Origin of the sequence: Azospirillum sp. OGB3, from assembly GCF_014192915.1 — a bacterium.
Classification (GTDB): domain Bacteria; phylum Pseudomonadota; class Alphaproteobacteria; order Azospirillales; family Azospirillaceae; genus Azospirillum.
The window spans coordinates 62,256-89,004 of sequence record NZ_JACHYN010000013.1 but is presented as its reverse complement, the minus strand read 5'-3'; the positions used below and the strand labels follow the sequence as shown (position 1 = coordinate 89,004).

Below are 26,749 nucleotides of genomic sequence, written 5' to 3'. Positions count from 1 at the left end.
GGCGGACGGAAGGCGGGCAGGATTGCATCGGAACGGAATCGACGCCGCGCGGCTGGGCGCCGCGCGCTGCAGCAGTTGCGCCATCCGGGACCTCGTCCTGTTCGGCGACCTGCGCGACCAGGATTTCGACCTGATCCACATTCCCATCGACGAGCTGCGCTTCCAGCCCGGCGCCACGCTCTACAGCGCGGGTGACGAGGGCGGCTCCCTCTACACGATCCGCGGCGGGCTGGTGAAGCTGGTCCAGTTCCTCCCCGACGGCACGCAGCGCATCGTCCGGCTGCTCCGCCGTGGCGCCGTGGCCGGGCTGGAGGTGCTGGTCGGCAAGCCCTACGAGCACACCGCCGTCGTGCTTCAGGAGGCCGAGACCTGCCGCCTGCCGCGCGCGGTGGTCGAGCGGCTGAGCAAGGAGACGCCGCGCCTGCATGCCCGCCTGATGGAGCGCTGGTACCAGTCCCTGCATCAGGCCGACGAGTGGCTGACCGAGTTGTCCACCGGCAGCGCCCGCCGGCGGCTGGCCCGGCTGTTCCTGAAGCTCGCCGCCGATGCTCCGAGCGAACCGGTCCTGCTGTCGGGCCGCGAGGATCTGGGCGCCATGCTCGGCGTCGGCATGGAAACGGCGAGCCGCACCATCGCCGAGTTCAAGCGCGCGGGCCTGGTGGTCGAGCGGGCGCCGAACGTCTTCGTCTGCGATCTTGCCGCGCTGGAGGCGGTGGCGCTGGACGGGTAGGCAAGGTTCAACCCCTCGGCACCCCCACCCTCCCCCCGACAAAAATCGCCCCCAACCCCCGTCCGTTTGCGGATTCGCAAAGGCGCCGACGCGCTGTCTCCCTAGCCTGCGGGGATGGCCCGCCCCTGCCCCGCCCCTGCCCATTTGTCCGCGGGCCGAACCACGGACGAGCATGATGAGCGTTTCCACCACCGAACCGCAAACCGCCTCCCACACCGCGGAATCCGCGCGCAAGAGCAGCCTCTACGCCAAGCACAACAAGATCTACCCGAAGTCGGTCGCCGGCACCTTCCGCCGGCTGAAATGGCTGACGCTGATCCTTCTGCTCGGCCTCTACTACGTCACCCCCTGGATTCGCTGGGACCGCGGCCCCAACGCGCCGGATCAGGCGGTGCTGGTGGATATGCCGGGCCGCCGCCTGTATGTCTTCTTCATCGAGCTGTGGCCGCAGCAGGTCTATTACCTGACCGGCGCGCTGATCCTGGGGGCCATCGGCCTGTTCCTGGCGACCGCGCTCGCCGGCCGAGTCTGGTGCGGCTACGCCTGCCCGCAGACGGTGTGGAGCGACCTGTTCCTGTGGGTGGAGCGCCGGATCGAGGGCGACCGCGGCGACCGCATCCGTCTCGACAACGCCCCCTGGTCGCCGGCCAAGCTGGGCAGGAAGGCGGCCAAGCACGCCGCGTGGCTGCTGATCGCGCTGCTGACCGGCGGGGCCTGGGTCTTCTATTTCAACGACGCTCCGACCCTGGCGCTGGAAATGCTGCGGTTCGAGGCGTCCTCGACCGTGCTGCTGTTCATCGGGCTGTTCACCGCGACCACCTATCTGCTGGCCGGGCACGCGCGCGAGCAGGTGTGCGTCTACATGTGCCCCTGGCCGCGCTTCCAGGCGGCGATGCAGGACGAGGAGAGCCTGACCGTCACCTATGAGGACTGGCGCGGCGAGGGTCGCGGCCACCTGAAACGCTCGCAAAGCTGGGAGGAGCGCAAGGCGAAGGGGCTGGGCGACTGCATCGATTGCGGGGCCTGCGTCCATGTCTGCCCGACCGGGGTGGACATCCGCAACGGCCCGCAGCTCGCCTGCATCGGTTGCGGCCTGTGCGTGGACGCCTGCAACGACGTGATGGCGAGGATCGGGCGGCCCGGCGATCTGGTCCGCTTCGATTCCCTGAACGCCCAGATCGCGCGGGCCAACGGCGCCAAGCCGGCGTTCAAGCCGGTCCGCCCGCGCACCATCATCTACACACTGCTGCTGACCGTCGTCGGCGGGATGATGGCCGCCGGGCTGGTGCTGAAGCCGAAGGTCGACGTGAACATCCTGCGCGACCGCGCGCCGCTGTTCGTCACCCTGTCCAACGGCGACATCCAGAACGCCTACACGGTCAAGATCCTGAACATGACGCGGGCGGCTCAGAGCTACCGCCTGTCCGTCACCGGGCTTCCCGGCGCCGTCCTGTCGGTGGCCGGCGGTGAGGGCGAGGCGGCGGAGGGCTCCGTCCCGGTCCAGGCCGATCCCGACAGCGTGGCGACCCACCGGGTGCTGGTCCGCGTGCCGAAGGAGGCGTTGCGCCAGCCCTCGACCCCCACGGCCTTCGTCGTCACCCGCCAGCCGGACGGGCTGACCGTCCAGCACGAGACCGTCTTCCTCGGTCCCTGATTCCGCCTGACTTCAACACAAGGAGGTTGCGCCATGAACTTCGACACCACCACCTACATCGCCCTGGTCGGCGCCGTCAGCGTGTTCGTCGTGACCATCGGCGTCTTCGCCTTCCTGCTGACCCGCAAGGGCAAGTGAGGGCTGCGTTCCGTCGGGGGTGAGGTTGCCTGCCGTGCCGAACCTGTTGCATAACGGCGTTCGGCGGGCGACCCGCCCCGGGAACGGCGTCGTGAAGGGGCCATCGATGGAAGTGCTGCGATTCGCGCCGGAGGATTTTTCTGACGAACTTCTCTCGCTCGAAGTCGCCAAGCTCCTCAAGGACGAGACGCCCCCGCCCGAGCCGCTCACCTTCCACGCTTATTGGGACGGCGCGCTGAACGAGAAGCACCTCGTTTCAGTAAAAAGTTGCCATTTGTTCAACGTGCTCGGCCGTGGAAACAGAATCATTGTCTGGGTACAAAATGGCACCAACAACGAATACCTGAATGAAATCAGCGAATACGCCGAGATCCGCGCCTTCTCCGAACGCGACGAATGCCGCGGCACCTTTCTTGAGGGAACCGACTTCGGGCGGTCAATCGATGCGTCCTTCTATTCCGACATCGTCCGGTACATCCTGCTCTACAAATACGGCGGCGTCTGGTTCGACCTCGATTGCCTGTTCCTGAGAAGCGTCACACCGCTCCTGAACCAGTTCCCCGGCAAGATCCTCGCCTACCGGTGGGAACAGCAGGACTATCCCAACGGCGCGATCTACATCTCCCCCACGCCGCGCTCCGAAGCGATGAAGGGCAACATTGAGTTCATCCGGAACCGCGGGCGCGGCTGGGGTTTCCAGCAGGCCGGCCTGGTCTATGACACACCGATGGACATCCTGGTGCTGCCGTGCCCCTGGTTCGACGCCGGGTGGATCGACAATCCGGTGCTTCACTTCAACGACTTCATGAAGGCGTCGCCGATCGCGTATGACCTCGACAACTTCTTCCCCGGCGCCTTCTGCTTTCATTGGCACAACAAATGGCTCGACGCCATCGAACCGTCGAGCCCGATGGATCGGCTCGCCCGCGACATCGACCGCCGGCTGTTCCTCGGGGGCTGAACGCCGCCGCGATCATCGCCGCCCGCCCTTGTTGAAGCCCCGACGCCGCACAGGATGCAACGGAGCGGGGACCCACCATGACCACGACGCTGACGGGAAGCGCCAACCGGCTGGAGGCCGGCGGCTGGGCGGCCAGCAGCAACGTCTGGAATCCGGGCGGCTACCGCAACGGCAAGGACTTCAGCCAGTCCATCGCCATTGATGAGGCGACGTTTCCGAACGGGACGGTTATCAGCTGGAACTGGCCCTACGACAGCCGCCGCGCCCTGACCTACGAGAATTACCCGGTGCGCGCCTATCCGGAGCTGACGCACGGCGTCAATCCATGGAACGGCGCGCCGTCCACCAGCATGAACCTGCCGGCGCGGATCGCCGACCTGCCCAACTTCGACGTGACCTACAAGGTCGGCCTGACCGGTGCGACGAACCTCTACAACGTCGCCGTCAGCCTGTGGATCGGCGACGACCCGAACAAGGGGATCGAGGGCGTGACCGACGAGGTGATGGTGTGGCTGCACAGCGGCTACTTCACCCCCGCCGGCGAACCGGTCGCCACGCTGACCGACGCGCAGGGGGACGCCACCCTGTGGAACAAGCCGGTGTTCAGCGGTGGGGTGGACGGCAACCCGATCGACTGGGAGTACACGGTCCTGCAATACGGCGACGACCGGCTGGCCGGGACGCTGGACCTGGACCGGCTGCTGGACGAGCTTCAGGACCGCGGAATCGTCGATGAGACCGACTGGGTTCTCGGCTTCCAGTTCGGCGCCGAAGTGGCGGCGGGTGCCGGATCGATGACGGTGGAGCAGTTGGCCGTGGATTTCGCGGCGCCCCCGGCGCCGGTCCTGACTCCAACTCCGGCTCCGGCGGCAGTCGCGACGCCGCCGGAGCCGGTGATCGGGGTAGTGCCGTCGGTGTAGGGGCGAGTGGCCATGCCGGCCTCCCACCCCCTATCCCCGACGGATCAGCCGGCCAGCGACTTGCCGGCGGCGCCCAGATCGGCGAAGGCCTCGTCCAGACGGCGGACCATGCCCTGCTCGCCCAGGCGCAGCCACTTGCGCGGGTCGTACAGCTTCTTCAGCGGCTTGCCCGACTGCGGGTCGATCTGATGGCGGAAGGCCGCCTCGTTCTCCAGCACGAAGCCGCCGATGGACTCGGCGAAAGCGAACTGGGTGTCGGTGTCGATGTTCATCTTGAACACGCCGAAGCCGACCGCCTGGGCGATCTTCTCCTTCTCCGACCCCGAACCGCCGTGGAACACCAGGGCCAGCGGCTTGGCGCCGCCACCGTGACGCTCCGCCACCAGGGACTGCGAGGCGCCGAGGATCTCCGGACGCAGCTTGACGTTGCCCGGGGCGTAGACGCCGTGGACGTTGCCGAAGGAGGCCGCGACCGAGAAGTGGCCGATGGGCGACAGCTCCTCATAGGCGCGCAGCACGTCTTCCGGTTGGGTGTAGAGGTGGGCGTTGTTGGCGGCGTCCAGGTCCTCCGACCCGATGCCGTCCTCCTCGCCGCCGGTCACGCCCAGCTCGATCTCCAGGCTCATGCCCAGCGGGGCGAGGCGCTTGAGGACGCGGGCGCATTCCGACAGGTTGAAGTCCAGCGACTCTTCCGACAGGTCGAGCATGTGCGAGCTGAACAGCGGGCGGCCGGTGCGGCGGAAATGCTCCTCGCCGTGGCCGATCATGCCCTCGACCCAGGGGATGAGCCCCTTGTTGGCGTGGTCGGTGTGCAGGACGACGCAGACGCCGTACTGCTCGGCCAGCAGGTGGACGTGCTGCGCCGCCGACACGGCACCGAGGATGCGCGCCTGCAGCGCGTCCTTCATGCCTTCGCCGGCGTAGAAACGGGCGCCGCCGTTCGACAGCTGCACGATCACGTCGGAGCGGTTCTTCGCCGCCGCCTCCAGGACGGCGTTGATGCCGTTGGTGCCGACCACGTTGACCGCCGGCAGAGCGTAACCGCCGTCCTGGCAGGCGGCGATCAGCGCGCGGTAGTCCTCTCCGGTCACGACGCCGGGCTTCAGTCGGGTCGGGGCAGACATGGGTGAATTCCTCCCTCGGAAAAATACTGCCTTGAAACTTTGGTTCGAACGTTGGTTCAAACGTCGGTTCGATCGTTCGGTCAAGCCCCATATGGGCATGGGACCGGCGAACGCCACGCGCTCTTTTTGCCACTTCCCGCGCCGGAACGCTGCAAAAGACTTGCCGCGAAAGTCACCCCGGGCCTGTGACGAAAAGACCCGCGGCATCGCGCCGGACAGCCAGAGAAGGAGACCGTGACCATGGACGCTCACTGTGTCTGGAAGGCGGGCGCGCAGCTTGGCGAAGGGCCGGTGTGGTCGCCGTCGCGCGACGCCCTGTTCGCCGTGGACATCCGCGGGTCGCGCCTGCTGCGCTACACCCCCGCCGACGACCGGGGCCGCGCCTGGCCGCTGGAAGAGGCCGCCTGCTGGCTGGTCGAGCGGGCGGACGGCGCCGGCTTCATCGCCGGGCTGCGCTCGCGCCGGCTGGTCGGCCTGACGCTGGACGGCGACCGGCTCTCGATGGGACCCGAGATGCTGCGGCTGGAGGAGGACATACCCGGCAACCGGCTGAACGACGCCATGGCCGACGCGGCGGGGCGGCTGTGGGTGGGCAGCATGGACGACGCGGAACAGGAAGCCTCCGGCGCCCTCTACCGCATCGGGCCGGACGGTTCCGTGGAGCGGGCGGACGCTGGCTACACGGTCAGCAACGGCCCCGCCCTGTCCCCGGACGGGCGGACGCTCTACCACACCGACAGCCCGTCCCGGACCATCTTCGCCTTCACCCTGGCAGCGGACGGCACCCTGTCCGACAAGCGCGTCCACATCCGCTTCGGCGAGGAGGACGGCTATCCCGACGGCATGACCTGCGACGCCGAGGGGCATCTCTGGGTCGCCCACTGGAGCGGCGGGCGGGTCAGCCGCTTCCGGCCCGACGGGACGCTGGACCGGGTGGTGCGGCTGCCAGTGTCCAACGTCACCTCCTGCGCCTTCGGCGGTCCGGGCCTGGACCGGCTGTTCATCACCACCGCCGCCCAGGACGCCCCGGCCGGGGAACCGCTGGCCGGCGGGCTGTTCACCTGCACGCCCGGCGTCGTCGGGCTGCCGCCGGGACGGTTCGGCGCGTCGTAAACCGGCCGGAACCCTTGCCAGGAAACTTGATATACTAGTATGAAAGTACTGCTGATCAGCAGCCGTCACCGCATGGCGGAAGGACCGCGCGCCGCCGTGGCGAGCCCTTCCGCCAAGTGATAGATCTGTGCGGACACCGCAGCGCAACCGGCGCCACCGGGGCGGCGGCGTCCGCAACCGTGCCGAAGCCGTTCTCCCACAAGGGGAAAAGGGCTTTAGCGGGTGCAGCAAACTGCTTTACAGTTGCACGCCGATCCTTTCGACGGTTTCACCTTCGCACAGCCGGAGCGACCCACGATGACCACCGACGCCGCCCTCCATTCCACCGCTCCGGTCAGCGACACCGAAACCGGCACCGACACCGACACCGACGACAAGGATTTCCCGCTGCGCGAGGACATCCGCCTGCTCGGCCGCCTGCTCGGCGACACGGTGCGCGAGCAGGAGGGCGACGGCGTCTACGGCGTCATCGAGAGCGTGCGCCAGGCGTCGGTCCGCTTCAACCGCGACGACGACGACTCCGCCCGCCGCGAGATGGCCGAGATTTTGAATAGCCTGCCGCGCGACACGATGATGTCGGTGGTGCGCGCCTTCTCCTACTTCCTGCACCTCGCCAACATCGCCGAGGACCAGCACCACATCCGCCGCACCCGCGACCACGCCATCGCCGGCTCGCCGGCGCGCGAGGGCACCCTGCCCTACGCGCTGGAGCGGCTGGAGGCCGCCGGCGTCGCGCCGGACCGGCTGGCCGGGGTGCTGGACATCGCGCAGGTCAGCCCGGTGCTGACCGCCCACCCGACCGAGGTCCAGCGCAAGAGCATCCTGGCGCTGGAGCACAAGGTAGCGTCCCTGCTGGACACCCGCGACCGCTCCCGTCTGACGCCGGAGGAGGCGGAGGCCAACATGGACGCGCTGCAGGAGGCCATCCTGACGCTGTGGCGCACCCGCATGCTGCGCCCGCAGCGCCTCGCCGTGATCGACGAGGTGAAGAACGGCATCTCCTACTACACCGACACCTTCTTCTCCGAGCTGCCGAAGCTGTTCTGCCGCTTCGAGGATCTGCTGGCCAAGCGCTTTCCCGAGCGGGAGTGGTCGCTGCCGCCCTATTTCCGCATTGGCTCCTGGATCGGTGGCGACCGCGACGGCAACCCCTTCGTCACGGCACCGATCCTGCGCGAGGCGATGCGCCTGCAATCGACCGCCGCGCTCGACCACTATCTGACCGAGATCCACGAGCTGGGCGGCGAGCTGCCGCTGTCCGAACTGCTGCTCGGCACCTCGCCGGAGCTGGAGGCGCTGGCCAAGCGCTCGCCCGACCATTCGCCGCACCGCGCCGACGAGCCGTTCCGCCGCGCCCTGACCGGCATCTACGCCCGTCTGGCGGCGACCTCGCGCACGCTCGACCAGCATGAGGCGCTGCGCAACGCGGTGGGCAAGGGCGATCCCTACGCCACCAGCGCCGAGCTGCTGGCCGACCTGGAGGTGCTGGACGCCTCGCTGAAGGCCCACGGGGCGGGCCGTCTGGCCGCCGGACGGCTGCGCCGCCTGATCATCGCGGTAAAGACCTTCGGCTTCCATCTGGCTCCCATCGACCTGCGCCAGAACTCCGACGTGCACCAGCGCACGGTGGCGGAGCTGCTGGCGGTCGCCGGGCGCTGCGCCGACTACGCCGCCCTGTCGGAGGACGAGCGCATCGCCCTGCTGGCCGAGGAAATCCAGAGCCCGCGCCCGCTGCACTCGCCCTACCACGCCTATTCGGAGGAGACGGCGGGTGAACTGGCGATCTTCTTCGCCGCCCGCCAGCTCCGCGAGACCTACGGACCCGCGGCCCTGCCGAACAGCATCATCTCCAAGACCGACGGCGCGTCCGACCTGCTGGAGGTGGCGCTTCTCCTCAAGGAGTCCGGCCTGCTGCGCCCCGGAGTGGAGAGTGCCCCGGCGCTCGGCCTCAACATCGTCCCGCTGTTCGAGACCATCGAGGACCTCCGGCAGGCCCCGGCGACGATGGAGCGGCTGTTCGCCCTGCCCGCCTACCGCGCCCTGGTCACCTCGCGCGGGGACGAGCAGGAGGTGATGCTCGGCTATTCCGACAGCAACAAGGACGGCGGTTTCCTGACCTCCGGCTGGGAGCTCTACAAGGCGGAGATCGAGCTGGCGAAGCTGTTCGACCGGCACGGCGTGCGCATGCGGCTGTTCCACGGCCGCGGCGGCTCGGTCGGCCGCGGCGGCGGCCCCAGCTATCAGGCGATCCTGGCCCAGCCGACCGGCGCGGTGTCCGGCCAGATCCGCATCACCGAGCAGGGCGAGGTCATCGCCTCGAAGTACGGGCGCCCCGAAGTCGGGCAGCGCAACCTGGAGGTCCTGACCGCGGCGACGCTGGAGGCCACCCTGCTCGACCTGGAGAACCGCGTCGAGCCGGCGGAATCCTTCTACGCGGCGATGGAACGGCTGTCGGAGCTGGCCTTCGGCGCCTACCGCGGGTTGGTCTACGAGACGCCGGGCTTCACCCAATATTTCCGAACGGCCACGCCGATCTCGGAAATCGCCACGCTGAACATCGGCAGCCGCCCGGCCTCGCGCACCAAGTCGGACCGCATCGAGGACCTGCGCGCCATTCCCTGGGTCTTCTCCTGGGCGCAGTGCCGCCTGATGCTGCCGGGCTGGTACGGCTTCGGCAGCGCCGTGGAGGCGTGGCTGAAGGAGGAGCCGGACGGCCTGGCCCTGCTCCAACGCATGAACCGCGCCTGGCCCTTCTTCAAGTCGCTGCTGTCCAACATGGACATGGTGCTGGCCAAGAGCGACCTCGCCATCGCCTCGCGCTACGCGGAGCTGGTGGAGGACGTCGAACTGCGCGAGCGCATCTTCGGCCGCATCCGCGAGGAGTGGCAGCGCACCCGCCGCCATCTGCTGGCCATCGCCGGCCATGACGAACTGCTGGGCGAGAATCCGCTGCTGGCGCGGTCGATCCGCAACCGCTTCCCCTACATGGACCCGCTGAACCACGTCCAGGTCGAGCTTCTGCGGCGTCACCGCGCCGGCAGCAGTGACGAGCGGGTGCGGCGTGGCATCCTGATGTCGATCAACGGCGTCGCCGCCGGCCTGCGCAACAGCGGCTGACCTCTGCGGTTGCCGCTTCCGTCCCGTCGCTCCGGCGGGACGGAAGCGGGAGCGACGAAACCGTGGGTCTGCGTCGAAAATGGGTTGCCACCCCCGATTTCCCGCTTGCTTTCATATTAATATATTAGTATGCTTCCTCTTGTGTTCAAGCGTTGTGGGCCGCCGTTGCGGCGGCTGGTGCGACGTCCTGGACGTTTCCTCCCTAGACTCGAAGGCCATCGGGGTCCACCCCGGTGGCCTTTTTTCTGCGCACGCTTTGGCTGCGGAGCCTGTTGTCCAGGGTGGAACACCCCGCGATGAACGAGGGGGCTGGCGCAGCCGGTGAAACATTCCCGACGCGCATATTGACAATCCATACAATGGCGGGCCTAATGTCTGGAAGGGAGCTCCCCGCCTCCCTGCAAGGATCGCCATGCCGCCGCTTCCCACTCCCCAAACCGCCGCGCACCCCATCGACTGGGCGCCCTCCCTGGAAGACCGCAGCCGCCCCGTCTACATCGCCATCGCGGACGCCATCGCGGCGGACATCGGGTCGGGGCGGCTGAGGCCCGGCGACCGGCTGCCGCCGCAGCGGATCCTGGCCGACCGGCTGGGCATCGACTTCACCACGGTCAGCCGCGCCTATGGGGAGGCGCGACACCGCGGGCTGGTCGACGCGCGGGTCGGACAGGGCACCTTCGTGCGCAAGACCGGCCATGTCTCCCCGCCCTTCGCTGCGGAGCCGCACACCACCGTCGGCACGGTGCCGCTGGCCGTCAGCATGGCGATGAACCAGCCGCCGCAACCGCATGACTCCGCCGCCCTGACCGCCCGCATGAACCGCGGAATCGCCGCGGCCACCGCGGCTCTGGAGCTGCCGGACCTGCTGCGCTACCCGGACGGGGCCGACAGCCCGGACGACCGTGAGGCGGCGGTCCGCTGGCTGCGCCACCGCCTGCCCGGCCTTACGGCAGAGCGGGTGCTGGTGGCGCCGGGCACGCAGGCCGCCCTGCTCGCCCTGCTCTCCGCGCTGGCCCGCCCCGGGGACACGGTCTGCGCGGAGGCGCTGACCTACCCCGGCTTCCGCGCCGCCGCGGCGCAGCTCGGGCTTCGGGTGGTCGGCGTTCCGATGGACGCCGACGGCATCGACCCCGACGCCCTGCGCGTCGTTCTGGCCGAGCACCGGCCCAAGGCGCTCTACTGCATCCCGACCTTCCACAACCCGACCACGGCGACCATGCCGGAGGAGCGGCGGCGGGCGGTCGCCGCGGCTTTGCGCGAGCATGGCGTTCCGGTGATCGAGGACGACATCTACGGCCTGCTGCCCGAAACGGCGCCGCCGCCGCTTGCCGCTTTCGCGCCGGAGCTGACCTACCACGTCGCCGGGCTTGCCAAATGCGTATCCCCCGCGCTGCGCATCGCCTATGTGGCGGCGCCCGACGCCCGTCAGGCCCGCCGGGTGGCGGTGGCGCAGCGGGCGACCACGCTGATCGCCGCCCCGCTGTCCGCCGCCATCGCCCGGCTGTGGATCGCCGACGGCACCGCGGAGGCCGTGCGCGACGCCATCCGGGCGGAGGCCATGGCCCGCCGTGCGCTCGCCGAATCGCTGCTGCCGGCGGAGCGGATCGTCACCAAGCGCGAGGCCTTCCATCTCTGGCTCACCCTGCCGGATGGCTGGACCGGTGGGGAATTCACGGCCCACCTGCGCGGCCGTGGCATTTCGGCGGTGGCCGCGGAGGCCTTCGCCACCACCCCGGACGTGCCCGCGGCCCTGCGCTTCTGCCTGGGCGCCCCGCTGGACCGCGACGAGACCCGCCGCGCGCTGGAGATCCTGGCCGACGCCTTGGTGCTGCCGCCCGCCACCGCAGGCGTCATCATCTGAATCCGATCAACGGCCTGCTTCAGAGTGTCGCATTGCTGGGATCGCCTCCCGAAGAATCAAGGATTTCCATACATAGCCCTTATTGAATGCATTCAATCTCGCTTGCAGAGTTGGCAATTGAAGGCATACAGTCGGCGCCATGCCGCAGGCCGCCGCTCGGGTGGTCCGGATGTTTGCGCAGAGGCACGCCATGCAGAATCCCGCCCGCTCGTCCACCCTCTCCCCACCGCCCGCCGCGCCGGCCCCGTCCGCCCCGGTCGCCTTCTACGCTTCGCACCAGAAGATCTACCCAAAGGCGGCGCGCGGCCGGTTCCGCCGCATCAAGTCGGCGCTGATGGTGGGCCTGCTGGCGCTGTTCATGCTGCTGCCCTGGCTGCGCTGGGACCGCGGCGCCGGCCTGCCGAACCAGGCGATCCTCTTTGATCTGGACAGCCAGCGCTTCTACCTGTTCGCCCTCGAACTCTGGCCGCAGCACATCTACTACCTGACCGGTGCGATGATCCTGGCGGCGGTCGGCCTGTTCCTGGCGACCGCGCTGGCCGGGCGCGTGTGGTGCGGCTACACCTGCCCGCAGACGGTGTGGACCGACCTCTACGTGAAGGTGGAGGAGTGGATCGAGGGCGACCGGGGCGCCCGCATCCGGCTGGACAAGGGCCCGCGCAACGCCGCGTGGCTGACCAAGAAAACGGCCAAGCATGCGGTCTGGCTGCTCATCGCCCTGGCGACCGGGGCCTCGGCCCTCTTCTACTTCGTGGACGCGCCGGGCTACGTCGCGGACCTGCTGCGCTTCCAGCCCGGACCGGTGGCGACCGGCTGGATCCTGTTCATGACCGCCTGCACCTACGCCATGGCCGGCTTCATGCGCGAGCAGATGTGCGTCTATGTCTGCCCCTGGCCGCGCATCCAGGCCGCCCTGCTGGACGATGAAAGCCTCACCGTCACCTATCAGGACTGGCGCGGCGACGGCCGCGCGCCGCTGCGCAAGGAGCAGAGCTGGGCGGAGCGCTCCGCCGAGGGGCTGGGCGACTGCATTGACTGCAAGGCCTGCGTCCAGGTCTGCCCGACCGGCATCGACATCCGCGACGGCCTGCAGATGGACTGCATCAGCTGCGGCCTGTGCATCGACGCCTGCGACGACGTGATGGGCCGCATCGGGCGCCCCGGCGGGCTGATCCGCTACGACACCCAGTCCGCCCAGGAGGCCAAGGCCGTGGCCCGCAAGCCGGAGCCCTACCGGCTGGTCCGCCCGCGCACCATCATCTATTCGCTGGTGATGCTGGTGGTCGGCGGGATGATGACGCTGGGCGTGCTGCTGGAGCCGACGGTGGATGTCTCCGTCCTGCGCGACCGGGCGCCGCTCTACGTCACACTGTCCGACGGCGCCATCCAGAACAGCTACACGGTCAAGATCTCCAACATGACCCGCGCCCCGCAGGGCTACCGCCTGACCGTCTCGGGCCCCCGCGGCGCCACGGTTACGGCGGCCGGCGGCGCGGGTGCCGATGGCGCGGCGCCGGTGCTGGGCGCCGAACCCGACACGGTGCAGACCCACCGCGTCCATGTCCGCGCCCCGGTGGGCGCTACGGTGGCCGGTTCCACGCCGCTGACCCTCACCCTGACCCGCCTGTCGGACGGGACGGTCCATCACGCCGAGACGGTGTTCCTCGCCCCCTGAGGCGGCTCAGAGGGGACCGTCGCGGTCGCGGCGGTCCCGCGGGGCGGTGTGGCCGATGATGGCGCTGAAGCCGAACAGCAGAAGCAGGACGCCCATCACGATCTCGATCCCGCAGATCAGCCGCACCGCCCCTGTCACCGGATGGATGTCGCCGTAGCCGACCGTGGCGAAGGTGACCAGCGAGAAGTACAGCCCCTCCGGAAAGGTCAGGTCGCGGCGCACGCCGTCGATGATGAAGTTCGGCTCCACCATGAAACGGTCGAGGATGGTGTAGAAGGCGCCGAACATGATGATGCACAGCGAATAGAAGGTCAGGAAGGCGAAGGCCGGCAGCACGAGCCGGGCCGCCTGCTGGAAGAAGCCCTCGAACAGCAGCCCAGCGTCGAGCAGGAAGACGGCGATGTCGCGGGCGACGAGCGCGACGACGACTCCGATGGCGGACATCGACAGCAGGAAGATCGCCGTCAGCGTCTCCGGCGACACCTCCCGCCCCGGCAGCAGGAAGGTCAGCGCACCGATTCCCCAGACCGGGGCCATCCACAGGAAGATGCGGTCGAAATGCCCGCCGTCGCGCAGGCGCCGCGACATCACGATGCTGCGGATCGTGTCGGCCCGCCACCAGGCGCCCCCCAGGAAGGCGATCAGCGGGATCGCGAAGGCGGCGGCCTGGATGTGCGACGGGATGCTGTGGAAGTTGCTTTCCAGGAAGAAGACGAACACGCAGGCATAGACGCCGATGAAGTTCGCCAGGGCCAGGCTGAAGAACTGGCTTCCCGGAAACAGGTAGTGGAAGGCCCCGACGACGAGGCCGACCGACCCCAGCAGGGCGAAAGCGAGATCGCCCGACACCGAGCGGATGGACAGGGCGATCATCCCCTGCATCAGCGCGGTCAGCACCGCGCCGGTCAGCCAGGAGCGGCGGGCGCGCGGCCGGGACGTATGGGCGGGGCCGGCGGCCTTGCTGGAGCGGCGGTCGGGGAGGATCTGGTCCATGCGCGAACCGGTTGTCGGTGGAGCCCACCTTATAGCGCCATGGCCGATCCCGATGGCAGGACTTTCAACCGCCCTCCCCCATCGGACTTTATGGCGGGATCACCAGCCGCCCGTGCCCAGCCAGCGGTCGACCATGTCCAGCCGGTCCCAGCCCCAGAAGGGCTCGTCGTCGACGATGACGAAGGGGGAGCCGAAGACTCCGCGGTCCACCGCCGCGTCGTTCTCGGTGCGCAGCCGGTCCTTGACGGTCTGGTCCTGCAGGGCCGCGGCCACCGCCGCCCGGTCGTGGCCGAGCGTGCCGGCGATCTCCACCACCGTTTCGGCGGGGCCGATGTCGCGCCCCTCCCCCCAATGGGCGTGGTAGAGGGTGCGGGCCAGAAGCTTCGCCTGCTCGGGATGCTCATCCGTCAGCCAGTAGAAGGCGCGCGACGCGGCGACGCTGTTGGCAGGGGCCGAGTCGGGGTAGGTGAAGGGCGCGTTGGTCAGCCGGGCGATGCGGCCCACGTCATGGACCAGATATTCGCCCCGCAACGGCTGCTGGAGGTTCGGCTTCATCCCCGTCACCTTGAAGATGGCGCCGAGCAGGATCGGGCGCCAGGTGACGGTGCGGCCATGCGCCGCAGCCAGCTCCTCGATGCGGCGGCTGGCGAAATAGCCGTAGGGCGAGGCGAAATCGAAATAGAAATCGATGGGGTCGGCCATCCGCGGTTCCTCCCGGTTCTGCTTTTCCGGAAAGGCTAGCGCGCGCCGAAGGTTCCGTCCAGCCGCCGACGGCCGGACGGGACTCAGACCGTCTTCACCTTGGCGTCGAAAACGTAGCCGGCGCCGCGCTCGGTCTTGATGATGCGCGGCTCCTTCGGATTCGCCTCGATCTTGCGGCGCAGGCGCAGGATCAGCACGTCGATGGAGCGGTCGAACACCTCCGCCCCGTCGGCGCGGGTCAGATCCAGAAGCTGGTCGCGGGTCAGCACGCGCTGCGGGCGCTTCACGAAAGCGGCCAGCAGGCCGAACTCCGCCTTGGTCAGCTCCACCTCGCGTCCATCCTGGCTGCGCAGGCGCTGGGCGGTCAGGTCCAGCTCCCAGTTGGCGAACTGCACGACGGCGCGCAGGTCGTCGGGGCTGCGCGGCGGACGCCCCTCGCCGGAGACGCGGCGCAGCACGGCCTTGATCCGGGCCAATAATTCGCGCGGGTTGAACGGCTTGGTCAGGTAGTCGTCGGCGCCCAGTTCCAGCCCGACGATGCGGTCCACGTCCTGGTCCTTCGACGACAGGATGATGACGGGAATGTGCGATTCGGTGCGGATCTGGCGGACCAGCCCCAGCCCGTCGCCATCGGGCAGCCGCAGGTCGCAGACCACCAGATCGACGGCGTCGCTCTCCAACGCCTTCTTCGCCGCGGCCGTGTCCGGTGCGGTGGTCACGCGGTAGCCTTCCGAAGCCAGATAGGACTCCAGAAGTTCGCGCACCGGCTCATCGTCATCGACCGCGAGAATGTGCATGGCCGTTACCTCCCGTCCTCTTCATAGCTCACCGCCATGGGTGCACGCAATCGGTTACAAGCCCGTAACAGGCACTCGCCGCACGACCGATGGGTGAATCGGCTGAAACATTCCGCCGTACGATCGAAACGAAAAAGCCGATTTCCTGAAATCACGCGGTCATCACAGGTTGGTTTATTCCTCTCAGCCGCGAGGCGAAAGGCAAAAGCCCGCACGGAAGGGGAATCAAGATGCTTGTGCTCGACCAGTGCCTCGAACGGATGGCCCATCTCGACCGCGCCGACCGCCTGCTGAACGAGGTGCGCGTCTACAACAACCGCCTGCCGATCCGTGAAGCGCTGGCCCAGCACCGCGCGTTGCTGAGCGAGGCCCGCCGGCACATCGAATCGGCGCGCACGCTGGTCGGCGACGTGTGAGCCGGGAACGCGAAACGTTCAGCAGCGCGCGGTGACCTCGATCTCGATCTTCATGCGCGGGTCGGCCAGCGGGCAGACCATGGTCGTGCCGATGGGCGGGCGGTCGCGGAATTCCTCCGCCAGAATCGGCTGAACCCGGGGAAAGTCGGCGGCGTCCGCCAGATAGACCCGCATCCGCACCACGTCCGACAAATCCGCCTGCGAACGCAGCAGCGTCCTGCGGATGTTGCGCAAGGTCCGGCGCGCCTGCTCCTCCACGTCGCCGGCCATCGTCCGGCGCGCCGCATCGAATCCGGGGGTGCCGGACACGAACACCCATCGCTGCCCCGGAGCGCCCCCGGCCCCCGTCATGAGAGCCCGCGCGCAGCCCATCCGCCGGTCATCGGGCAATCCGCCGACCGCCCCTGCGGCTCCGCTTCCGTCCAGAGTCATGGCGCGCCCATCCCTTATCGTTCGTGTTCTTTATCATCAGCAAAACCGATTGAGCGCCTTTATGTCACAGAGCGCCGAACCCGCACAAATCCTGACCAACGGCGGTTCCGCGGCATGTCGGCGCGGTTCGCGTCTTCCCGCCTGCCCCAATCTTTCCCAAATCAAAGCGTAAGCCGGGCCAATCAGTCAGGCCAAGAGCGCCCAATCGTCCATAACGGGAGAAACCCGCATGTCCGGGATCACGAAAGCCGCCCTCTTCACCCTCGCCGTGCCGCTGCTGGCCGCGCCCGCCCTGGCGGCCGACCAGCCGCCGGGAGCGCTGGCGCTGAAGCGGGTGCTGCTGTCCACCGGCGGCGTCGGCTACTTCGAGCATGAGGCGCGCGTCTCCGGCGACGCGGCGCTGACCCTGGAGGTGCGCCGCGATCAGGTGGACGACGTGCTGAAAAGCATCGTGGTCTACGACGACCGCGGCGGCATCGGCACGGTGGACCTGCCGGGGCAGGAGCCGCTGGAGACCGCCTTCCGCGAGTTGCCCTTCACGCCGCAGGATCTCGCCTCCCCCACCGCCCTGCTGAACGCCATGAAGGGGGCGGAGGTGCAGACCAGCGGCTCCCGCGCGGTGTCGGGCCGTCTGCTCTCGGTGACCGAGGAATACACCCAGCTTCCCAACGGCGGCGGCACCGTGACCCGCAACCGCGTCAGCCTGATGACCGCGGAGGGGCTGCGCCAGCTCGTTCTGGAGGAGACCGATTCCCTGCGCTTCGCCGACCCGCGGGTGCAGGCGCAGCTCGACTCCGCCCTGGCCGCCGTTGCCGGCGCGGCGGGCAAGGAGCGGCGGCGCCTGACCATCCGCACCACCGCCCCGCAGGCGGACGCGGGCGCCGAGCGGACCGTGCGCGTCGCCTATGTGGTCGCCGCCCCGCTGTGGAAGGCGACCTACCGCCTGACCCTGCCCGAATCGGCGCCCGGATCGGCGCCCGGACCGGCGAAGGGGACCGAGGGCGGCACGGGCGACCTTCAGGGCTGGGCCGTGCTGGAGAATCTCAGCGGCGACGATTGGAAGGGGGTGGAGCTGTCGGTGGCGTCGGGCAACCCGGTCACCTTCCGGCAGGCGCTCTACTCCGCCTATTTCGTGAATCGGCCGGAGGTGCCGGTGGAAGTGCTGGGGCGCGTCCTGCCGCCCCCCGACGAGGGGGCCGTGGCCGCCGACGTGATGGCGAAGGCGCAGGATTCGGCCGTCCGCTCGCGCGCCGCCACCGAGTCCGGCGCCGCGACCACCATGGCCGCCCCGCCCGCCCCCGCCCCCGCCCCCGCGATGAGCGCGCCCTTCGCTGGGGCAATGCCCCAGCGCGCGGCGGAGACCACCCCCGCCGAAAGCACGGAGGCGACGGCGCAGGTGCTGTTCCGCTACCCGCAGCCGGTGACCCTGGCGAACGGCGGCACGATGATGATGCCGATCACCGCCCGCGCCATCCCGGCGGAGCGGTTGTCGCTCTACCAGCCCAATACCCAGCCGCGCCACCCGCTGGCCGCGCTGCGCCTCAGCAACGGCGACTCGGGTGAGACCGGCCTGCCGCCGGGCGTGCTGACGCTCTATGAACGGATTGGCGGGGCCGCCGCCTATGTGGGCGACGCGCGGCTGGCCACCCTGCCGGCGGGCGAGAGCCGAATCCTCAGCTTCGCGGTGGATCAGGCGGTGACGGTGGACCGCTCCGAGCAGCCGAGCCGCACTCTGTCCCGCGCCACCCTGGCCGACGGGGTGCTGCAGTTGACCGTGACCGACCGCCAGACCACCACCTACCGGATCGCCGGCGCGGCGGGCGAGGACCGCACGGTCATCGTCGAGCATCCGCGTCGTTCCGGCTGGGAACTGGTGCAGCCGACGGGCGTCAGCGCCCCGGACCTGACGGCCGACGCCTACCGTTTGCCGGTGGCGGTGCCCGCCGGCCAGACGGTGACCCTGGCGGTCGCGCTGGAGCGGCCGCGGGTCGAGCGCTTCGGCATCTCGGAAATGTCGCCGGAGCAGGTGCGGGCCTACGCCTCCTCCACCGAGCTGCCGCCCGCGGCGCGCGAGGCTTTGGGCAAGGTCGCGACCCTGCGCGCCGCCGTCGCCGACAAGGAGCGCCGCGTCGCCGACCTGGAACGCGAACAGGCGGAGATCGGCAAGGAGCAGGAGCGGCTGCGCCAGAACCTCGCCACGCTGCCGCGCGACAGCGACCTGTTCAAGCGGACCATCGCCAAGATGGGCGAGCAGGAAACCCGCCTGGATGGGCTGTCCCGCGAGCTGGCCACCGCCCGCAAGGAGGCCGACACCGCCCGCAACACGCTGCGCGATCAGGTGCGCGGCATGACGTTCTGAACGGAGGCGGTCCGAAACGCGGCGGGGTGTTGGACCCTCACCAGGGCAGCGGCGACACGCCGAATAGCATCCGGTGCAGGTGCAGCAGCCCGCCGTAAAGCAGCAGAGCCACCACCGGGCGCCACCAGCCGATCTCCTGCCAGACGAGGCTCTGGCGCCCGGCCAGGATCGCCGCGAAGGGCAGGTTGGAGGTGCGGGCGGCGTAGCGGTCCCAGTCCATCCCCAGCCGCCGCGCCAGCTTCGCGTCGATCAGGACGCTGCCGCCCAGCGCCAGCAGGGCGAGCGTGCCGAACAGGATCAGCGAGGCGAGATCGCCGTTCGGCACCATGTGGGCGACCGCCCACAGCCCGACGCCCCACAGGAACGGGTTCCGCGTCACCCGCAGGATGCCGCGGACCGGTTCCCGCTCGCCCGCCAGCAGCTTGTCCTGCCCGACCGAGGTCGGGTTCGGGGTGGAAAGGCCGGCGACGAGCAGGAACAACGCCACCGGCACCAGCAGGACCGGCACCCAGGCCAGCCCGCCGGCGGGCGGCCACAGCGGCACATGGGGCGCCCCGCTGTAGGCCGCCGCCAGCCACCAGAAGGCCAGCGCCGCGACCAGCGAATAGAGGCCGAGATAGGGCTTCTCGCCCAGCCGTGCGACCATTGCCGCGCGCAGCGGCGTGCTGGACATGCCGAAATGCGTCAGCAGCAGGAACAGGCCCGCGGCGGACAGATGGGCGATGGTCCCGGTCATGAGCGGTCTCCCGGTCGCGTCCTACAGCCCTCGTCAGGCGCCCTTGTCCAGCGTCGTGCCGCTGCAATAGGCCCAATCGTCGCCGTGCAGGCCGAAGAACAGGGCCACCGGCTGCTTGCCGGAGCGGTCGATCACCACGCGGAAGCGGTTGCCAGTGCAGGCGCCCGCCGCCTGCTTCTGGTAGGGCAGCTTGACGCTCTTGGACGTCAGGCAGGAATCGGCGGCCTTGGGCGGGTTGGCCGAGGCGTCGATGCGCTTGCCGTTCAGCACCATGTAATAATTGGTGGCCTGCCCACCCCTCACCTCGGCCTTCACCTCGATCTTGCCGAATCGGGACTTGTAGAGCCCGGCGTCGGTTTCACCGTCCGGCGCGCCGGGGGCGATGGCGCGGAAGGACACAGCGCCGCAGGCCGGCGGCTCCTTCTTCTGGGCAAGGGCCGGCTGGGCCAGGGCGACGGTGGCGGCGCCCGCGATCAGCGCGGCACCGAAAAGACGCGACAGCGGCATGCGAACCTCCTGGATCGGATGGACAGGGTTGGGACGGCTCAGGCGGGGGCTTGGCAGAACAGGGTCTGCTGCATGATGGCGCAGTCCTTCTCCACCCCGCCGTCGAGCATCGAGATCTCGACGCTGGTGACGGTCAGGGTGCGGCCCGGTTTCAACACGCGGGCGCGGGCGATCATCACCTCGCCCTTGGCCGGCGACATCAGATTGACCTTGAACTCCACCGCCAGAACCTCGCTGCCCGCCGGCATCAGCGTGTAGCCGGCGTAACCCCCGGCGTTGTCGGCCAGCGTGCTGACCATGCCCGCGTGGAAGAAGCCGTGCTGCTGCGTCAGGTCGGCGCGGAACGGCAGGCGCATCTCGCAGAAGCCGGGCTCCAGCCGAGTCAGCTCGATCCCCAGCGTCTTGCAGATCGGCTGGATTTCGAAGCTGGCGCGGCAGCGCGCCTCCCAGTCCGGATCGCGCGGTTCGAAGGTCTTGGGCACGTCTCGGGTCTCTCTGATTGTGTTCGGGGGTTTGACATCGGACGGCCCCTACCCTGCGCCAGCCTTACGTTCCGATCAAGCCGAGCTGCGGGCTCGACGCCTCCGCGAAGGCGCGTTTCGGCATGCGCCCAGCCAGACGGGCCGCCCGCCCCGCCGCCACCGCGTCGCGCATCGCCGTCGCCATGCGCACCGGATCGCGCGCCTTCGACACGGCGGTGTTCAGCAGGACGGCGGCGCAGCCCAGCTCCATCGCCAGGGCGGCGTCCGAGGCCGTGCCGATTCCGGCGTCCAAAACCACCGGCACCGGACTGCGCGCGCAGATTGTCTCGATGGCGTGCGGGTTGCGGATGCCCAGGCCGGAGCCGATGAAGGCGCCCAGCGGCATCACCGCCGCCGCGCCCAGGTCGGCCAGCTTGCGGCATGTCACCGGATCATCGTTGCAGTAAGGCAGAACGGTGAAGCCGTCGGCCACCAACTCCTCGGTCGCGCGCAGCAGCTCCTCGACGTCGGGGTAGAGCAGTTCGCGGTCGCCGATGACCTCCAGCTTGATCCAGTCCACGCCCAGCGCCTCGCGGGCGAGCTGCGCGGTCAGCACCGCCTCCTTGGCGGTCAGGCAGCCGGCGGTGTTGGGCAGCAGCCCGGCGCGGTCGCCGATGACGTCGACGAGGCTTTCCGAATAGCCGTCCAGGCTGATGCGGCGGATGGCCAGCGTGACCAGTTCGCTGCCGCTGGCCTCCAGCGCGTCGAGCATGACCTGCTGGTTCGGATAGCCAGCGGTGCCGAGAAACAGGCGCGAGCGGAACTCACGGCCCGCTATGGTGAGCGTGTCGTTCATGGGTGTGTCCTTCGGAAATTGGTCCCGCTCTCCGGCGGGGGAAGGTCAACCGCCCTGCACGGGGCGGATGATCTCCAGGGCGTCGCCCGCGGACAGGGGCGTCTCGTCCCAGCGGCGGGACGGCAGGACGGCGCCGTTGAGGGCGACGGCGACCCCGCGCGTGCCCGCGGCGATGCCCCGGTCGGACAGAAGGGCGGCGACGGTGGGGGCGGCGAGGTCCTCCTCCCGCCCGTTCACGCGGATGCGGGCGCTCATGCCGCGGCCCCCTTCGACTGGGCGAAGCGGTCGAGCGCAAAGGGACGGATCACCGGATCGGTCTCCCCGGTCAGGATCAGCCGCGCGATCGATTCCGCGGTGACCGGAGTCAGCAGGATGCCGTTGCGGTGGTGCCCAGTGGCGTAGACCAGTCCCTCCACCTCCGAGAGGCCGAGGATCGGGGCATCGTCGCGGGTGCCCGGACGGAAACCGGCCCAGGCTTCCTCGATGGGCAGTTCGGCGATGCCCGGCAGGGCGCGCCACGCCCCTTCCAGCAGGGCGAACTGGCCCCCGGCGGTCAGCCGGTCGTCGAATCCGCGCTCCTCCGTCGTGGCGCCGACCAGCAGCCGCCCGTCCAGCCGCGGGATCAGGTAGGTGCCCGGCGTCCACACCACATGGCGCAGCAGCGGCAGGCGGGCGTCCATGCGCAGGCAGAGCATCTGCCCCTTCACCGGGCGCACCGGCGGACGCCCCGCCGGAGACAGCCCGTCGATCCAGCCCGACCACGCCCCGGCGGCCAAAATCACCCGATCGGCCTCGAAAAGCCGGTCGCCGACCTGGACGCCGACGGCGCGGCCGCCGCGGATCTCGATGCGAGACACCTCGGCGTATTCGTGCACCACGGCACCGGCCCGCAGGGCGGCGGCGTGCAGGGCGGTGGCAACCTTGCGGTTGTCGACCTGATGGTCGCCGGCGCAGAAGAGCGCGCCGGCCACGCCCGGCTGGAGGTAGGGTTCGCGCCGCCGCACCTCTGCCCCGCTCAGCCATTCCACCGGCAGGCCGAGCTTGGTCTGGAAATCGTGCAGGAAGCGCACCTTGGCCGAGTCGTCAGCGTTCAGCGCGATGACCATCGTGCCTTCGCCGCGCAGGTCCACCGCCATGCCGGAGGCGGCCTCCAGCTCCGCCGCGAAGGCGGGCCACAGGTCCTGCGAGGCGCGGGTCAGCGGCAGAAGGCTTTCTTCGCCGGGTTCGGTTTCCACGCAGGCGGCGAGCATTCCGCCCGCAGCGTGGCTGGCGCCCCGGCCGGCGGCGCCACGGTCGAAGACCTCGACCCGGCAGCCGGCGGCGGCCAGCCTCCAGGCGATGGACAGGCCGATCACCCCGGCGCCGACCACGGCGACGGTGGGTTTTGCGGAATCAGAATGAAATAAGGGCGCGGATACCATGCGGCGGCTCCCTTCGCTGGCATTATCCAGACAGGTTCGATGGGTGTGATCTCAGCCGCGCGGGCTCATCCCGCACGGCACCCCAGCCAATGCCCGGATCATCCGGAAGGGAGCCGCCTTTGGCAAGCCCCTTTTCGTTGGTCACAACAACAAAAGCGACGCCAACCCCAGGAAGGACAGGAATCCGATGACGTCGGTCATGGTGGTCAGGAAGACCGAACTCGCCACCGCCGGATCGACGCCCAGCCGGTCCAGCCCGATGGGGATCAGCACCCCGCACAGGCCGGCGACGAACAGGTTGATGACCATGGCGCAGCCGATCACCAAGCCGATCATCGGCTCGAACCACGTCGCGGCGATGGCCCCCACCAGCGTGGCGAAGACGGCGCCGTTGAGCAGACCGACCAGAACCTCCTTGCCGACCACACGGGGCGCGTTGGAGGACGACAGCTCGCGCGTCGCCAGGGCGCGCACCGCTACGGTCAGCGTCTGGGTCCCGGCGTTGCCGCCCATCGAGGCGGTGATCGGCATCAGCACGGCCAGCGCCACGATCTGCTCGATGGTCGCCTCGAACAGCGAGATGACGCCCGCCGCCGCGAAGGCGGTGAACAGGTTCAGCCCCAGCCAGGAAATGCGCGAACGCGAGGTTTCCAGAACCGAACGGTAGATCGAGGTGTCGCCGACGCCGCCCAGCTTGCCGATGTCGTCCTCGGCCTCCTCGTCGATGATGTGGACCACGTCGTCGACGGTGATGACGCCGATCAGCCGCCCTCCGGCGTCCACCACGGGGGCGGAGACCAGGGCGTATTGGCGGAACAGGTTTGCCACCTCCTCCTGGTCCATGGTGGCGGGGATGGTGTCCACCTCCTCCGTCACCAGATCGGCGATGCGGACGGACCGCTTCTGGCGCAGCAGGCGCGACAGCGGCACCGCCCCGACCACCCGGTGCATGGGGTCGACGACGAAGATGTCGTAGAAGTCCTCCGGCAGCTCGTCGGTGGCGGCACGGACATAGTCGATGGTCTTGCCCACCGTCCAGAACTGCGGCACCGCCACCAGATCGCGCTGCATCAGGCGGCCGGCGGTGTACTCGTCGTAGGTCAGGTTCTCCTGGACCAGCGCGCGGTCGGCGGCCGGCAGATTCTCCAGCACCTCGCGCCGGGTGTCCTCGTCCAGGTCCTCGATGACGTCGACGGCGTCGTCGGTGTCCAGCTCCGCGACGGCAGCGGCCAGTTCCTTCGGCTCGAACAGCTCGACGATCTCTTCGCGGAGATCGGGGTTGAGGTAGCTCAGCACCTCGCCGTCGAAGTCGGGACGCAGGACGCCGATCAGCGCCTCCCGGTCGTCGTGGCCGAGCTGCTCGATCAGGTCGGCGATGTCGGCGGGATGAAGCCGGTCCAGTTCGGCCCGCAGCTCGTCGCGCCGTCCGGCGTGCAGCCGTTCAACGACCTCCTCCACGAACTCCGGCTCGACACCATAGGCGCGCTCCTCCTCGCCGTCCTCGCGGGGCGGGTCGGGGCGTTCGGCCGGGTGCGGCACATCGTCCTGGATACGATCCGGTTCCTGGCGGTCGGTGTGCATGGCGGCACCCTCCCTTCACGATGGCAATGCGGCGTGACGGCATGGTCCTACGATCGGCCGACCATGGCGCACCGGCGTTTGCGGGTTGGTGGGGAGCCCTCGCGGGTTCCCGCCGGGGCGCCCACCGAATATAGGTGTGCCACTGTTTTGTCCAGCCCGGCGGGCCGGTCGCGGGTCTTCGGCCCCACGCGCAATTGCTTGCGTGGGCTTCACAATTCGTGCACCCATAATGCGCGCGTGGCTTTTCACCTCGCGCAGCCCGAGAAGAACCGACACCACCGGCCAGCGGATGTGACGATGGAGTACGCCTACACCGACATCGACGGTCAGGAGGGGATCATGCTGTCGGGGCGTTTCACCTACGACGACAGCCGCAAATTCCACGACCTGCTGGCGGATTGGGACATCGGCGCGCGGCCCGACGTGCGGCTGGACCTGCGCTACCTGACCTTTCTCGACTCCGCGGCGATCGGCATGCTGTTCGTTCTCGCCAACCGCTGCCGCGACGCCAAGGGGCTGGTGACGGTGCACAACGCACAGCCCTACATCGTGCAGACCATGCGCCGCGTCGCGCTCGACCAGTATGTGGAGTTCCGCTGAGAAGGGACCGTCCCGGTCGCCGTGGCCCGAAAACGAAAAAGCCCGCTGTGGTCCGATCGACCTGCGGGCTTTTCGTTTGTTTGCCTGAACCCCCCGTTTCTGGGGGATGGTGCGGTCGAGAAGACTCGAACTTCCACGGCATCTCTGCCACAGCGACCTCAACGCTGCGCGTCTACCAATTCCGCCACGACCGCACAAGGCTGGTAGAACCGACGTCGGGATCACTCCCGTCATCGGGTGGAGCGGGGGAATAGCAGATCCCCGACGCCCGATCAAGCGGCGTCTCGCGTTTTTGGAAAAGAAAGTTCATAACGTCGGAATGACCGACCTCACCGCCCCCGTTCCGCCGTCCACCGATGCCGCTCCCGCTGCTGCCCCTGCGCGGGCGGTGGAGTGGCGCATCAGCGACACGCCCGTCCCCTACCCCGACGCGCTGGCCGAGATGGAAGCCCGCGTCGAGGCGATCCGCGCCGGCACCGCGCCGGAGCTGGTCTGGCTGCTGGAGCACCCGCCCCTCTACACCGCCGGCACCAGCGCGCGGGAGGAGGACCTGCTGGAGCCGGGCCGCTTCCCCGTCTATCAGGCCGGGCGCGGCGGGCAGTTCACCTACCATGGGCCGGGGCAGCGCGTGGCCTATGTGATGCTGGACCTGAAGACGCGCGGCGCCGACATCCGCGCCTTCGTCCAGGATCTGGAGGAGTGGCTGATCCGCACCTTGGCCGCCTTCAACATCCGCGGCGAACGGCGGGAGGGCCGCGTCGGCATCTGGGTGGACAAGCAGCCCTACGGCGGCGCGCCCGGCCAGGAGGACAAGATTGCCGCCATCGGCGTGCGGGTGCGCCGCTGGGTCAGCTTCCACGGCGTCGCCCTGAACGTCGAGCCGGACCTGTCCCACTTCGCCGGCATCGTCCCCTGCGGCATCAGCGAGCATGGCGTGACCTCCATCGTGGCGCTCGGCCATCTCGTCACCATGGAGGATGTGGACGCCGCCCTGATCGCCAGCTTCGCGGAGGTTTTCGGCGCCGCGGCCGCAGAGGAGTGACCCCTACCGCTTCGCCGCCCCAGCGGGCTGCCCGTCGTTGAGGACGCGCAGGTCCTCGTTGGTGATCGACACGATGGTGCAGCCGGTGCTGTCGCCGTTCCGGAACAGGTAGATCAGCTTGCGGTTCGCCTGCTTCTTCGGGTCGTGCAGGTTCAGGCCGTGGCCGAAGGCGACGCCCAGGACCTCGCCCTTGAAGATGGCGCGGTAGCGCATCGGCATCTGCTCGCGGAACTGGCGGGCGGCGCAGGCCTTGCTCAGCTCCTTCTCGAAGGTGCCGGCGTGCCGCCAGTCCTGGGTGGAGCGGATGGTCACCCATTGCGGCGGCAAGGGGTACTGGACCACCGGCGGCGCCAGCGGCAGGTTATAGCCCCCGGGCGGCACCGGCGGCATGTGCCCCGGCTCGGTCCGGTCGAGCGGTCCCTTGGCCCAGGCGGCTCCGGTTGCCAGCAAGCCGAGCGAGAGAAGCGTGCCGCGCAGGAGCCGGAGCGCTGATTTTGGCCTTTCGCCGCTCATCCCGACCCGAGTGCCCCCTCCCTAACCCTCCCCCGCTTTG

25 protein-coding genes, 1 tRNA gene and 1 riboswitch are annotated in these 26,749 nt (G+C 69.3%); of the genes, 12 read left to right on the top strand and 14 right to left on the bottom strand.

The window, feature by feature from the left end:
* The first annotated feature begins 22 nt into the window (after positions 1-22).
* The 4 genes from FHW79_RS22805 to FHW79_RS22790 all read left to right on the top strand — a co-directional run bounded on the left by FHW79_RS22805 (position 23) and on the right by FHW79_RS22790 (position 4,403).
* Entirely contained in the window at positions 23-730 is a 708-nt protein-coding gene (locus FHW79_RS22805) for a Crp/Fnr family transcriptional regulator (RefSeq protein WP_183181011.1), read from the top strand.
* Between the two features lie 175 nt (positions 731-905).
* Positions 906-2,384 (top strand): cytochrome c oxidase accessory protein CcoG, encoded by a 1,479-nt coding sequence (ccoG, locus tag FHW79_RS22800; RefSeq protein ID WP_183181010.1) that lies wholly within the window; start codon positions 906-908, stop codon positions 2,382-2,384.
* Between the two features lie 172 nt (positions 2,385-2,556).
* Positions 2,557-3,483 (top strand): glycosyltransferase, encoded by a 927-nt coding sequence (locus tag FHW79_RS22795; protein WP_348984246.1) that lies wholly within the window; start codon positions 2,557-2,559, stop codon positions 3,481-3,483.
* Between the two features lie 77 nt (positions 3,484-3,560).
* Positions 3,561-4,403: a hypothetical protein gene (locus tag FHW79_RS22790; protein WP_183181009.1), complete on the top strand. Its 843-nt coding sequence runs from the start codon at positions 3,561-3,563 to the stop codon at positions 4,401-4,403.
* Positions 4,404-4,447: 44 nt separating this feature from the next.
* Here the strand turns inward: FHW79_RS22790 and fbaA are convergent, their stop codons facing one another.
* Positions 4,448-5,527, bottom strand: coding sequence for a class II fructose-bisphosphate aldolase (gene fbaA / locus FHW79_RS22785; protein ID WP_035682507.1), 1,080 nt, complete (start codon positions 5,525-5,527; stop codon positions 4,448-4,450).
* Between the two features lie 240 nt (positions 5,528-5,767).
* Here fbaA and FHW79_RS22780 point away from each other — a divergent pair, with 240 nt between their 5' ends.
* The 4 genes from FHW79_RS22780 (at position 5,768) to ccoG (FHW79_RS22765) (ending at position 13,293) form a co-directional block, all read left to right on the top strand.
* Positions 5,768-6,640, top strand: a complete 873-nt coding sequence (locus FHW79_RS22780; RefSeq protein ID WP_183181008.1) for an SMP-30/gluconolactonase/LRE family protein — start codon at positions 5,768-5,770, stop codon at positions 6,638-6,640.
* A gap of 297 nt (positions 6,641-6,937) precedes the next feature.
* Positions 6,938-9,757 (top strand): phosphoenolpyruvate carboxylase, encoded by a 2,820-nt coding sequence (gene ppc / locus FHW79_RS22775; RefSeq protein ID WP_183181007.1) that lies wholly within the window; start codon positions 6,938-6,940, stop codon positions 9,755-9,757.
* Between the two features lie 412 nt (positions 9,758-10,169).
* Positions 10,170-11,618: a PLP-dependent aminotransferase family protein gene (locus tag FHW79_RS22770; RefSeq protein WP_183181006.1), complete on the top strand. Its 1,449-nt coding sequence runs from the start codon at positions 10,170-10,172 to the stop codon at positions 11,616-11,618.
* 190 nt (positions 11,619-11,808) lie between these two features.
* Entirely contained in the window at positions 11,809-13,293 is a 1,485-nt protein-coding gene (gene ccoG / locus FHW79_RS22765; RefSeq protein WP_183181005.1) for a cytochrome c oxidase accessory protein CcoG, read from the top strand.
* Positions 13,294-13,299: 6 nt separating this feature from the next.
* Here the strand turns inward: ccoG (FHW79_RS22765) and FHW79_RS22760 are convergent, their stop codons facing one another.
* From FHW79_RS22760 to FHW79_RS22750, 3 genes are all read right to left on the bottom strand, one after another.
* Positions 13,300-14,286: a potassium channel family protein gene (locus FHW79_RS22760; protein WP_183181004.1), complete on the bottom strand. Its 987-nt coding sequence runs from the start codon at positions 14,284-14,286 to the stop codon at positions 13,300-13,302.
* A 99-nt stretch (positions 14,287-14,385) separates the two neighbouring features.
* Positions 14,386-14,988: a 2-hydroxychromene-2-carboxylate isomerase gene (locus FHW79_RS22755; RefSeq protein ID WP_183181003.1), complete on the bottom strand. Its 603-nt coding sequence runs from the start codon at positions 14,986-14,988 to the stop codon at positions 14,386-14,388.
* 83 nt (positions 14,989-15,071) lie between these two features.
* A complete protein-coding gene (locus FHW79_RS22750) occupies positions 15,072-15,785 on the bottom strand; it encodes a response regulator transcription factor (protein ID WP_183181002.1) in 714 nt (237 codons plus the stop codon).
* Between the two features lie 230 nt (positions 15,786-16,015).
* Between FHW79_RS22750 and FHW79_RS22745 the strand changes: the two genes are divergently transcribed.
* Positions 16,016-16,201: a hypothetical protein gene (locus FHW79_RS22745; RefSeq protein ID WP_183181001.1), complete on the top strand. Its 186-nt coding sequence runs from the start codon at positions 16,016-16,018 to the stop codon at positions 16,199-16,201.
* An 18-nt stretch (positions 16,202-16,219) separates the two neighbouring features.
* Here FHW79_RS22745 and FHW79_RS22740 read toward each other — a convergent pair whose 3' ends face one another.
* A complete protein-coding gene (locus tag FHW79_RS22740) occupies positions 16,220-16,633 on the bottom strand; it encodes a Rid family hydrolase (protein WP_247884549.1) in 414 nt (137 codons plus the stop codon).
* Positions 16,634-16,862: 229 nt separating this feature from the next.
* Here FHW79_RS22740 and FHW79_RS22735 point away from each other — a divergent pair, with 229 nt between their 5' ends.
* Complete coding sequence (locus FHW79_RS22735; protein ID WP_183181000.1) at positions 16,863-18,992, top strand: hypothetical protein; 2,130 nt, start codon at positions 16,863-16,865, stop codon at positions 18,990-18,992.
* Positions 18,993-19,029: 37 nt separating this feature from the next.
* On the opposite strand, the gene FHW79_RS22730 is transcribed toward FHW79_RS22735, so the two are convergent.
* From FHW79_RS22730 to mgtE, 7 genes are all read right to left on the bottom strand, one after another.
* Positions 19,030-19,728 (bottom strand): NnrU family protein, encoded by a 699-nt coding sequence (locus tag FHW79_RS22730; protein ID WP_183180999.1) that lies wholly within the window; start codon positions 19,726-19,728, stop codon positions 19,030-19,032.
* Positions 19,729-19,761: 33 nt separating this feature from the next.
* Positions 19,762-20,235: a hypothetical protein gene (locus FHW79_RS22725; protein ID WP_183180998.1), complete on the bottom strand. Its 474-nt coding sequence runs from the start codon at positions 20,233-20,235 to the stop codon at positions 19,762-19,764.
* 38 nt (positions 20,236-20,273) lie between these two features.
* Positions 20,274-20,717: a PaaI family thioesterase gene (locus FHW79_RS22720; RefSeq protein ID WP_183180997.1), complete on the bottom strand. Its 444-nt coding sequence runs from the start codon at positions 20,715-20,717 to the stop codon at positions 20,274-20,276.
* A 64-nt stretch (positions 20,718-20,781) separates the two neighbouring features.
* Entirely contained in the window at positions 20,782-21,552 is a 771-nt protein-coding gene (locus FHW79_RS22715; RefSeq protein WP_183180996.1) for a thiazole synthase, read from the bottom strand.
* 45 nt (positions 21,553-21,597) lie between these two features.
* Positions 21,598-21,807, bottom strand: coding sequence for a sulfur carrier protein ThiS (gene thiS, locus FHW79_RS22710; protein ID WP_183180995.1), 210 nt, complete (start codon positions 21,805-21,807; stop codon positions 21,598-21,600).
* Positions 21,804-22,973 (bottom strand): glycine oxidase ThiO, encoded by a 1,170-nt coding sequence (gene thiO / locus FHW79_RS22705; protein ID WP_183180994.1) that lies wholly within the window; start codon positions 22,971-22,973, stop codon positions 21,804-21,806. The genes thiS and thiO overlap by 4 nt, the downstream gene beginning before the upstream one ends.
* Positions 22,965-23,068, bottom strand: a riboswitch (TPP riboswitch). Its footprint overlaps the gene before it by 9 nt.
* A 46-nt stretch (positions 23,069-23,114) precedes the next feature.
* Positions 23,115-24,554, bottom strand: a complete 1,440-nt coding sequence (mgtE, locus tag FHW79_RS22700) for a magnesium transporter (protein WP_137117927.1) — start codon at positions 24,552-24,554, stop codon at positions 23,115-23,117.
* A 297-nt stretch (positions 24,555-24,851) separates the two neighbouring features.
* Here mgtE and FHW79_RS22695 point away from each other — a divergent pair, with 297 nt between their 5' ends.
* Positions 24,852-25,154, top strand: coding sequence for an STAS domain-containing protein (locus FHW79_RS22695; protein WP_040138053.1), 303 nt, complete (start codon positions 24,852-24,854; stop codon positions 25,152-25,154).
* Positions 25,155-25,261: 107 nt separating this feature from the next.
* Here the strand turns inward: FHW79_RS22695 and FHW79_RS22690 are convergent.
* Positions 25,262-25,348, bottom strand: a tRNA-Leu gene (locus FHW79_RS22690).
* Between the two features lie 125 nt (positions 25,349-25,473).
* Here FHW79_RS22690 and lipB point away from each other — a divergent pair.
* Positions 25,474-26,196, top strand: coding sequence for a lipoyl(octanoyl) transferase LipB (gene lipB / locus FHW79_RS22685; protein ID WP_183180993.1), 723 nt, complete (start codon positions 25,474-25,476; stop codon positions 26,194-26,196).
* 3 nt (positions 26,197-26,199) lie between these two features.
* Here the strand turns inward: lipB and FHW79_RS22680 are convergent, their stop codons facing one another.
* Positions 26,200-26,709: a hypothetical protein gene (locus FHW79_RS22680; RefSeq protein WP_247884548.1), complete on the bottom strand. Its 510-nt coding sequence runs from the start codon at positions 26,707-26,709 to the stop codon at positions 26,200-26,202.
* Positions 26,710-26,749 lie beyond the last annotated feature (40 nt).